Annotated in this window: 7 protein-coding genes; 1 reads left to right on the forward strand and 6 read right to left on the reverse strand. The window is 44.8% G+C overall.

The genetic code is table 11. The features are described from left to right. Positions 1–350: 350 nt before the first annotated feature. The 4 genes from F7D20_RS01515 to F7D20_RS01530 all read right to left on the reverse strand — a co-directional run bounded on the left by F7D20_RS01515 (position 351) and on the right by F7D20_RS01530 (position 8,131). A complete protein-coding gene (locus F7D20_RS01515; RefSeq protein WP_158462517.1) occupies positions 351–1,589 on the reverse strand; it encodes a hypothetical protein in 1,239 nt (412 codons plus the stop codon). A 238-nt stretch (positions 1,590–1,827) separates the two neighbouring features. Further along, a complete protein-coding gene (locus F7D20_RS01520; protein WP_228114069.1) occupies positions 1,828–3,633 on the reverse strand; it encodes a thrombospondin type 3 repeat-containing protein in 1,806 nt (601 codons plus the stop codon). A 26-nt stretch (positions 3,634–3,659) separates the two neighbouring features. Further along, positions 3,660–6,233 carry a glycoside hydrolase family 88 protein gene (locus F7D20_RS01525; RefSeq protein ID WP_158462519.1) on the reverse strand — a complete coding sequence of 858 codons (2,574 nt, stop codon included), beginning with the start codon at positions 6,231–6,233 and terminating at the stop codon, positions 3,660–3,662. 521 nt (positions 6,234–6,754) lie between these two features. Then, entirely contained in the window at positions 6,755–8,131 is a 1,377-nt protein-coding gene (locus tag F7D20_RS01530) for an ATP-binding protein (RefSeq protein ID WP_158462521.1), read from the reverse strand. A gap of 365 nt (positions 8,132–8,496) precedes the next feature. Between F7D20_RS01530 and F7D20_RS01535 the strand changes: the two genes are divergently transcribed. Next, on the forward strand, positions 8,497–9,099 hold the full coding sequence (locus F7D20_RS01535; RefSeq protein WP_158462523.1) for an RNA polymerase sigma factor: 603 nt from the start codon (positions 8,497–8,499) through the stop codon (positions 9,097–9,099). Here F7D20_RS01535 and rpe read toward each other — a convergent pair. Together rpe and F7D20_RS13130 are read right to left on the reverse strand one after the other, a co-directional pair. Next, the gene (gene rpe / locus F7D20_RS01540; RefSeq protein WP_158462525.1) at positions 9,086–9,736 is read right to left on the reverse strand and encodes a ribulose-phosphate 3-epimerase; all 651 of its coding nucleotides are present in this window, start codon (positions 9,734–9,736) and stop codon (positions 9,086–9,088) included. The two genes, F7D20_RS01535 and rpe, sit on opposite strands and share 14 nt — an antisense overlap. A gap of 14 nt (positions 9,737–9,750) precedes the next feature. Next, the gene (locus F7D20_RS13130; RefSeq protein ID WP_022252005.1) at positions 9,751–9,879 is read right to left on the reverse strand and encodes a hypothetical protein; all 129 of its coding nucleotides are present in this window, start codon (positions 9,877–9,879) and stop codon (positions 9,751–9,753) included. Positions 9,880–10,229 lie beyond the last annotated feature (350 nt).

The raw sequence follows: 10,229 nt of genomic DNA on the forward strand, positions 1-10,229 counted from the left end.
TTATACCCAGGGCGCTGCCCTGGGCTAAGAGCTTCTGCCCCTTCAGGGCGTGCTGCTCCTATGACCTTTTGCCTCGCACCTTCGCCAATACGCATTAGGTATCAAAGTACCGCATGGTAAGAGCTTGGAGAAGATACGAAAAGGCATTGCAAAAGTAAAAGGAGATATTGATGCTGGTATGTTGATAGATAGACCAGTTCTACAATATGTATAAGTCAGTCGGCTTCCATGTCGGTTGTACTTCATGTGAAGTGGCATTGGAGATTGGTAAATATGAAAGTAGGAGGTAAATGTCTTTTATGTATAACATTTACCTCCTACCCAATTTATTCTCTTCGAAAAGAGAAAAATTACTTCTGTACGAACTTCTTGCCAGCCTTAATGACTACACCCTTGTATGCCTTACCAACCTTCTGACCTGCGAGGTTGAATGCAGGAGCATTCTCCAGTGTTGCATCGGTTGTGATGTTGTTGATGCCTGTTGGTATAGGAGCAGAAATAGGAGCAAATTCTTTAATGATGTTACCGCTCAACTTAGCTGTGACTAAGATACCAGTTACGTCAAGACCTTCACCGTCAGTGATGCTTGTCTTGGTTTTAAACTTGTCGTAAATCATAACTTTATCAGTACCATTTGTGAGATATTGATTGGTATAAGTTCCTGAAGTTTCAGATATTATATTTGCATTCTCTACTGTTACAAGATCGCAAAGATATTTATTTGATGTGAGGTCTGCTACAGTAACCTTTGTAGGAACTGCGGTTTCTCCGTCTGTAATAGTTAACTTTTCTGCAGATGTATTTGCGGTTTTTGTAGCCTGAGGCAACTCGTTGAAAGAAGAGTATGTAACCTCTACTGTACCATTGATTACCTGATTTACATTTAATTCCAAATCTGTATTGAAGAACAGAATAGCACCTGATGCATCGCGAACATAGTACTCTGTGTTTGTTGCACCTGATTTTGTTGTGTAAACGTTCTTGTAAACTACTTGCGCATTCTTGAGAGTTAAAGTAGCAGTTGTTTCACTTGCCAAAGCCTTGAATGCAGCTATGTTTGCTGCTGTTGGTGTTTCTGTAGGTTTAGTAGTGCCTTTTTTCCAGATTAAGATCTTCTGGATTTGGTCGTTATTAGCATTTGTCACCTTTATGATATACTTAGTATTTGCAGCTTGATTGTCTGCTTTGATTTCATATTCGTGGGTTCCTTTGGCGCTTTTTGTTTCTGTGCTTACAGCAGTATTGCCAACAAAAATGTTTCTTGTAGTTTTTCCCGATGCTCCAGCTGCTCCAATAATGTCAATTCGCTCTACGTCAAAATTAAATTTTGGCAGGGTAATAGTTGCATCTTTTTTGCCATATAAAAGAGCACTGTTAGAAGGAAACCAGTAATAAGCTGTTGGGGCTTCTACAGTAATGGTGTATGTGCCATTAGAAAACTGTGCAGCTTCTGTTGCTCCATTTGTATTTCCTTCAGGAAATTTCCAGGTTGTGTTGTTAGTAAAGTCCAAAGTTACTTCCTGTCCAAAGCTGAAATTAGCAATTAATGCCAATACAGCGATCATTGAAATGCGTAAAATTTTATTCATAAACGTAAGATTTAAAAGATTAATTAATGTTTTATTTAACTCTTATGTGAAGAAAGTGCAAACGAGCGCAATGAAAGACAACTTTCAGATTGCCGAGTGCTCTTATCTTCTTTTGCAAAGTTAGTAAAAAATTAGATAGGTTGTTCTAAAAAAGGCATTAAATTTCGATTAAAATGCAAAAAGGTCGAAAAAAGGACATAAAACATCCCTTTTTCGACCATGAACGATAGGCTTTTCTTTATTTAATTACTTTGTCTGTTGCGGTTTTGCCATTGCTGTAGGTTATCTTTCTGATACTGATACCCTTGGCAGGGGCATTGAGACGAGAGCCGTTGAGGGCATAATACGTGATGGAAGTCACTTCGCCTTTGTCGACAACCGTCTGGCTGATGCCTGTAGAGGTAGAAGTTGGATAATACTCATCAACTGCGTCAATGGCATCAGCATTTTCTGACTTCATGATGTTCTCTACCAGTGAGTTGGCATAGACTTCGATGTTGGTATAATAACCCTTCTTGTCGAGCGAGTAGGTGAGGGCATCACTTGCATCGTTAGGATCCAGACCGTTGGCTTTTTCCCATTCATCAGGAATACCATCCTTGTCGGTGTCGAATCCAGCAGGACGAGAGCCTGTGCCGAAGTTGGCTTCCGTATAACCTTTCACGTCTGACACCTTATCTATAATATCAGGCGAGTTGGTGATGCTTCCCTTGTAGGTGGCTGTACCCGTCTTGGCTTCTTCCATGTATCGGGCATCTATTTCGTCGCGATAGAGTGAGGCGCCAGCATAGGCGAGAACCTTTTCGTAAGCTTCGGCAGCAGAGTGGGTGGTTACTTGTCCTGTAGGAGCTGGATTGTCCATCTTAATCTTGACGCACGACTTGCCGCTGACAGTGGTATGAGCCACAGCATCGCCATAGAAGTTCTTGGCATCGGGACTGTAATATTCTCCGTTCAGGCTTGGAATACCCTTGTCGTAGCTTATGCCCTTCCAGTCTTTGTTCTCCGTCTTCTGACCTTTCGTGGTTTCTGTCGTATTACCATTGATATAGTAACGGCTGGTCATGTCGTATAATTCTGGATGATTTTTGTCGGAGTTACCACTGTTAGAAAGTGTGACAAGGGTGATACGGTCTTGGCTTCCTCGCTCTTTACCTGTGCTCACATCCACCTTGAGTCCATTGAGAGTTGTACCTCTCAAACTATGGCTTGGACCAGCCTTGTAGTAGTTGTTGACGATATTGATCTGTCCACCACCAGGACCACCATAGCAGGTGCCTTGAGCGTTATACATCACGCAGTTGCGGAAATCAACGTTCTCTGCCTGTACGGTGTTCTGCCACTTATAGGTGCTGTATTCCTTGTTGCTGGTATAGCCCGTCCAACCATATCGTGCACCATTGAATCGGGGACCACGGTTCATGAGATGAGCCACGAAGTTGTGATGGAAGCTTGCCAACTTACCGCCCCAGATACCGCCATAGCCATGAGCACCCTTGGAGTGACCGGGATTGGTAAGGCTCTCTGCCACGGTGCACCACTGCATGGTGAAGTTGTTGTTGTCGTAGAACGAAGCCACCTCGTCGATGCTCCAGCTGAAGGAGCAGTGGTCGAAGATTATACCCGTCTTGTTGCGCTGCCATGAGGCATCAGCACCGTCGTTGATGCTCTTCTCCTGTCCACGTCGGATGCGAATGAAACGGATGATATTGTTGCTACCCGGTTGAACCGTATAATAGCGCAGTGTGATGCCTGGCGAAGGGGCTGTCTGTCCGAGGATGGTGATGTTGTCTGCTATCTTCAAGTCCGACTTCAGGGCGATGACGCCAGCCACATCGAAGACGATGATTCTTTTGCCCGATTTGACAGCCTCTCTGAAAGAGCCTGTTCCGCTGTCGTTGAGATTCGTTACGTGATAGATTTTACCGCCTCTTCCTCCAGTAACAAATCTACCATGACCTTCGGCTCCGGGGAAAGCAGGAGCCTGTGCCATGGTAGATATGCTGATGAGTGAGGCCGCAATGATAGATAATGATTTCTTCATTTGTTAGCCTGATTGTTTTTATAGAGTTACTTGATAAGTCCTTGCTGTTCCATTTCGAGACTTGCCCAGATGAAAGGACCTACGCCCTTTGCATCGTTGTCGCGGATAGGCTCGCTCATATAGTATTCGAAGCTGCCGTCGCGCTTGTAGTTGGGCTTCTTGACGTATGGGCCAGGGCCAGGGCCCAAGCCGCTTACTGCACAGCAGCGTGTCAGGCTGATGGTCTTGTCGGCGTTTACCTTGATAAACTGTTTCAAGATACCATTGTATGCCTTCACGCCTGCCTTGAGATATTCCTCAGAGAGGTAGCCCTTGCGGTAGCCCTTGAGCAGCACATAGGCAAACATCGAAGAGGCTGTGCTCTCCAGATAGTTCTTGTCGCTCTTCACGTCGAGCACGTCGTACCATACACCCGTCTTCTTGTCCTGGTACTTCACCACACTCTTCATCGCCTTGTTCAGCAGGTCGATCACCTCCTGGCGGCGTGCGTAGTTCTCGGGCATGGCGTCGAGGCACTCGGTCATAGCCATCACATACCATCCCAAGGCTCTTGCCCAGCAGTGCTGGCTCTTGCCGTCTTCCTTGTTTGCCCAGAACTGCTGATGGGTCTCGTCCCATGCGTGCTTCCAGAGTTGCGTCTTCTCATCGTAGGTGCGATAGTCGGTCTTCACCATCTGGTCTACCGCATCGTTGAGATACTTCTCTGCCTTCTTGGGCTTCATGGTCTGTACGGCATAGTTGCAGTAGAAAGGCAGTCCCATGAAGATACCGTCGAGCCATACCTGGTTGGCGTAGATAGCCTTGTGCCAGTAAACTCCCTCCTTGGTGCGAGGCTGGTTCTGCAACTGCTTGAAGAGTGTCTTCAGTGCTTTCTCTGTTCCCTTAGAGGGGAAGAGGTTGTGCATGCGCAGGATGAACTTGGCAGTACGCACATTGTCGAGGTTGAAGTCTGCGTATTTGTAGCCAGTGATGTTGCCTTTCTCGTCGATCATCTTGGCAGGATATTCCTTCAGGTAGTCGAGGATGGCATTGTTGCCTTCCTTGTAGTGCTCGTAGGTGTCGAGCATTCCCTCCATCTCGATACCCATCACATAGCTCCACTTGGGCTTACTGCTGAAGTCGAGCAGGTAAGAGTGGGGCACACGTTTCATCTCGCTGTAGGTGAGCCATTCGCTATAGTTCTTGTAGGGCTGGTCTTCCTTGTTGAGAACGAGGGAGCCGTTGATGACGAGGTTGTCGAACTTCACGTTGCGGGTCTTGCCGGTGATCTTGACAGGCTCTTTCACCACACCGTCGAACTTACAGTTCTTGATATTGATGTCGTAGACATTCTCCAAAGAGTCACGGCCGATAATCAGCACGCCGTAGTCGCTCTTCTGGCAGGTGACGTTCTCTACATTCACATTGTTCACGATAGGTTCGAAACCACGATAGCATATCTCTTTTCTCTCGTAGTCGAGGTTGATCTTCACCACAGCCTCCTTGCACTGACCCACGACGACGTTGCGCATATTGATGTTCTGCACTTGACCGCCACGGCAGTTGTTGGTCTTGATACGCAGGATGCGCTCCAAGTGTGGAGAGTCCATCACGCAGTTTTCGGCATATACGTTCTCGCAGCCACCCGAGATCTCACTTCCTATCACCACACCGCCATGGCCGTCTTCCATCTTGCAGTTGCGGATGATGATGTTCTTGGAAGGCTGGTTCCAAAGACGACCATCGTTGTTGCGACCGCTCTTGATAGCGATGCAGTCGTCGCCGGTATGGAACACGCAGTTCTGGATGAGTACATTCTCGCAAGCCTCAGGGTCGCAACCGTCACCGTTAGGTCCTTCGTTCCATACATACACACCGTCTACCGTGATGTTCTTGGAGAGCAGTGGATGGATGACCCAGAAAGGCGAGTTGATCATCTTGACATCCTTGATAAGGATACGCTCGCAGTGTACCATGTTGACCAACTGTGGACGCAAGCCATAGCCCATACCGAACTTACGCTCGTCGAAAGGCACACCGTCCTCTGCCATCTTCAGCAGTTTGCTGCGTGAGCCCAACTTCTGGCTCTCTTTGGTCACACCCTCCTTGTAACCGAAACGAGGGCTGCCATTCCACTGCCAGAAGGTGTCGTTGTTGCCACCTCCATCGATGGTTCCCTTACCGGTAATGGCAATGTCGGTAGCCTTGTAGGCATAGATGCAGGGAGAGTAGTTCCAGCAAGCCAGACCTTCCCAAGAGGTACGTACCAGGGGATAGAGCTTAGGCTCGAAGGCAAAGTGAAGGGTGGCGCCTTCCTCAAGAACGAGGTTGACATGGCTCTTCAACTCAATGGCTCCTGTGTTCCAGGTACCCTTAGGGATGATTACCTTTCCGCCTCCCTTCTTGGAGACAAGAGAGATGACTCTGTTGATGGCCTTTTGGTTTTGTGCCGCCGTAGCTGTAGTCTTGGCACCAAAAGATGTGATAAGGAACTGGCGTTCGGCAATTTTGGGCAATTGGATGCTCTGCTCGATACGCTTGTACTCATTGTCGTCCCATCCTGCTGCAAAGGCGCAAACTGGCAATAGGAGAGCGAGCAATAGTGTCTTTAAGTATCTCATAATTTGCTTTAAAATAGATAATGATTAATACTGTAGTTGTTATTTTCGCCACAAAGATAATGAATTTATTTGGTAATGGTTGCGTACACAATGTTAAAAAACTCATTTTCCTTCAAAAAAGCTTGGAGTTCTCAATAATAAAGTTTATATTTGCAGCATCTTTTATAAGATTTCAATTTTCTTTATTGAAATCATTATCACGAGGTTGGTGCATCCTGCACCAACCTCTTTTTGGTATATGTATAATAGAACTTTAGCAAGTTCAGAAGTTAAAGAAGTTATCACTCCCTTCGGTCGTTAGAAGTTATAGCCAATAGCCTTTGGGGTGAATATCTATCTATAAAGCATATGGCTTTAACTTCTCTAACTTCTTTAACTTCCCCATTTGCGAAAGTTGAATTCTATATATAAAGGTGTTTTCGGAAAAACTCAAGGAAGTTAAGAAACAACAAGCTGATGTTTGTATCTGAAAAAGGTTATTCCGTCTTTTAAAATTATGCAAGGTATAAACGTGAAGCCGCTTACGAATGGTTTCTTAATAATGACAAAGCGTAGAGAGGCAGTATGGTAACATGTCTTGTAGCATTGTTGTCTTGATTGTCAATGTAATCGAAAGCTCCAAAATTCTCAAGAGAACAACGGAAGGCTTCTGTGAGTTTTTTCTCTCTCATGAATAGCCAGAGACTCTTCATGCCGCCTTGCGTACCTGATTTGATTTCGATAGGGGTAATCTTCATGTTGTGAATTTCGAGATAGTCAATCTCTGCAACACTCTTACCCTTTTTTTCCCAATAGAACATTTTTTGTCGCTGGATGCATGGTTTGTTGCGCATAATCTCAAGTCCTGCAACCATTTCTGTAAGACCGCCTTTATTGACAAGCTCCTGGGGAGTGCCAGCTAATATAAGTTCTATGAGCTGTTGAGATAAGTCGCCTTCCAGCTGAAGTACCGCTAATAGCAGTCCTGGGTCCAGGAATAGAATCTTCATACTCTTTTCGTCTGCTTCCGCATCCAGAGGAATGCCATTGCCTGAGGTTGCAACGACAGGAGTTACGATTCCAGATAGCGTCAACAGGCGGATGGCTTCTCTAATTTGTGAACTCTGATAGTCTGCTGATATTTGTTTGTAGGTCAACTTTTCTCCAGCCTGGTGGCAGATGCCACGCATCGTTGTTCGCAGTAAGTCTGGATTGACTCTCTTTTTATACTTACTGAAATCATCTTCGTATGTCAGTATGATGTCTTCCTGGATGTTTCTGCATCGGTTGAAATCGTGTGTCTTAATCCATGCAAGTACAGATTCCGGCATGCCTCCAACAAGCAGATAGGTACGAAAGTATTCCACGAGTTTGTCATGGAAAGCTTGTTCTATAGATAGGTTCCCGTATGCTTCATTTCGGAGTTGGATGAGGGCTTCTTCGTGGTTGGCATGCAGGAATTCATCGAAGGTCATTGGATACATGAAGAGAGAATGTATTCTTCCTACTCCGAAAGTTGGGAGTTCCTGAAGTGTAAATTCAAGAAGTGAACCAGCGGCAATGACATGTAGCTCTGGATAATCTTCCTTGAAAAAGCGCAGTGCCATGATAGCTTCTGGGCATTCTTGTATTTCGTCCAGGAAGAGGAGCGTTTTGCCAGCTTCTATTGGAACATTGATATAACTGCTGATTTTTTTAGCAATCAATCGTACGTCAATATCACCTTGGAAGAAGGTTTTTATTGCCTTGTTGCGTTCAAAGTTTACTTCTGCGAAATACCTGAATTGTGTCCCGAAATTTTTGACAGCTGATGATTTCCCCACCTGTCGGGCACCACGAAGCAACAGTGGTTTCCGCATGGAATCTTCTTTCCATGCGGTGAGTTCTGAGTCTATATTTCTTGATATGTATTCTGTCATAATCGTAATCAATTGAATAACAGCCGCAAATATAATGAAAATATTTAAATCCGAGAAATAATTTGTGATAAAATATTTAAATCCGAGAAATAATTTATGGTAAAATACTCAAATCCGAGAAATAATCAGATAATGACGCTGCTAACATTCATGATTACTTCATCATAACTCCTTAATAGAACCCTTCCTCTCCTCAGCCACTAATTGTTAAAAAATAGTGTGAAAGATAATAAAAAAGTCTTCTTGTTTGGTGGTTTTTGATAAAAGTACTATCTTTGCAGTGATTTTTAACATTCCTAACACAATAAAAACAAATAGCCTATAGATTAAGATTTCTACTTGAAGAAACTAAAGAGGTTAGAAAAATGAGAAAACTCGAAGAAATGACCGATGAGCAACTCGCCTTGGCTTATGTCGAGGGCGACAATCGGGCATTCGATTTGTTATTGTCTCGCAACGAGGTGAAACTGTTCGGCTACATCATGTTTGTGGTTCACGACCAGGAAAAGGCGAATGATGTCTTTCAGGAGACATTCGTCAAGGTGGTTACCAAACTGCAGCAGCGCCAGTATGTGCCCAATGGCAAGTTCTTAGCATGGTGCATGCGCATAGCCCACAATGTGATGATGGACATGTATCGCGACAACAGATTGCAGAACATCGTGGAGACTCCCGATGACAACGATATGTCGAAGATAAGAGACGAATACGTGGTCTTCGATAATGCGGAGAACACTATCGTGCGGGGACAGGTGATGTCGGATGTTAAGAAGATGGTCAACCTGCTGCCACCTACCCAGAGGGAGGTGGTGTATATGCGTTATTACCAGCAGTTGTCCTTCAAGGAAATCGCCGAACTTACGAATGTAAGCATCAACACCAGTCTTGGCAGAATGCGTTACGCACTCCTTAACCTACGTCGTATGGCTAAGGAGCACGATGTCTTCTCGAATATTACAATGTTTTAAGACCGTGGATGGTGGCAAGAGGGTCTTTGCTCTTGAACACATAACTGCCACTCACTAAGATATCGGCACCAGCCTCTATCAGGCGGGGAGCCGTTTCTGCCTGCACGCCACCATCGATCTCTATCAGTGCTTTCGAGCCGGATGACTTGATGAGTTGGCGCAGTCGTGCCAGCTTGCCTATGGTGTTCTCAATGAACTGCTGTCCGCCGAAGCCTGGATTCACACTCATCAGCAGCACCATGTCCACATCGCAGATAATGTCTTCGAGCACGCAGACAGGTGTGGATGGGTTCAGCGTTACACCGGCTTTCATTCCTGCGGCATGAATCTGCTGTATGGTACGGTGAAGGTGGGTGCATGCCTCGTAGTGCACATTCATCATCATTGCGCCCGCCTTGGCAGTCTGCTCTATGTACTGCTCTGGGTGGACAATCATGAAATGCACGTCGAGAGGCTTGGTGCATACCTTTGACACCGCCTCGATGACAGGAAATCCAAAAGAGATATTGGGCACGAAAACTCCGTCCATTACGTCGAGATGAAGCCAGTCGGCTTCGCTCTTGTTGATCATCTCTATGTCGCTTCTCAGGTCGATAAAGTTGGCTGACAACAGAGATGGGGATATGATTGGTTTCATTCTTTGTTCTTATTTTAGTTGAGGCAGAACGCCTCATAACGTCCATTCATTTTGATAGCGCGATAAGTGTAGGCTATCTGTTTGATCATATTGATAGTCTTTCTCGACGGTCTCATTTCATCAGAAGTAGAATATTGCTTCATAGGCGTTTTATTATATGTTAAGTTCTTGCTTTTGTTAATATAACGACGCCTTTGCCACTTTATTATATTTCAGCAGAAGAATATTCTAAAAAAATGCAAGCGGCTTCGATGCCCAACCCGAAGCTCGATTTGGTTTTCCTCAAAAAATGGAAGACAAGACTATCAGTTATCTGCTGAATAACATGAAAGATGTATTGAAAATAATTGCTTGCGCATAAATGTTTTTTGCGGAAAAAAGTATCATAGTATCATTATTTAGTTCGATACCATTATAAATATCTGATACACTGTACAATACAAGAATGATACTTTTTCGTTTATTTTACAAGAAGTATCATAGAAGTATCATA

It is taken from the genome of Segatella copri (genome assembly GCF_009495355.1).
GTDB lineage: Bacteria > Bacteroidota > Bacteroidia > Bacteroidales > Bacteroidaceae > Prevotella.

Bases quoted from the DNA above. Each gene is read 5' to 3' on its own strand.
- F7D20_RS01515 (WP_158462517.1), bottom strand. From the start codon at position 1,589: ATGAATAAAATTTTACGCATTTCAATGATCGCTGTATTGGCATTAATT.
- F7D20_RS01520 (WP_228114069.1), bottom strand. From the start codon at position 3,633: ATGAAGAAATCATTATCTATCATTGCGGCCTCACTCATCAGCATATCT.
- F7D20_RS01525 (WP_158462519.1), bottom strand. From the start codon at position 6,233: ATGAGATACTTAAAGACACTATTGCTCGCTCTCCTATTGCCAGTTTGC.
- F7D20_RS01530 (WP_158462521.1), bottom strand. From the start codon at position 8,131: ATGACAGAATACATATCAAGAAATATAGACTCAGAACTCACCGCATGG.
- F7D20_RS01535 (WP_158462523.1), top strand. From the start codon at position 8,497: ATGAGAAAACTCGAAGAAATGACCGATGAGCAACTCGCCTTGGCTTAT.
- rpe (WP_158462525.1), bottom strand. From the start codon at position 9,736: ATGAAACCAATCATATCCCCATCTCTGTTGTCAGCCAACTTTATCGAC.
- F7D20_RS13130 (WP_022252005.1), bottom strand. From the start codon at position 9,879: ATGAAGCAATATTCTACTTCTGATGAAATGAGACCGTCGAGAAAGACT.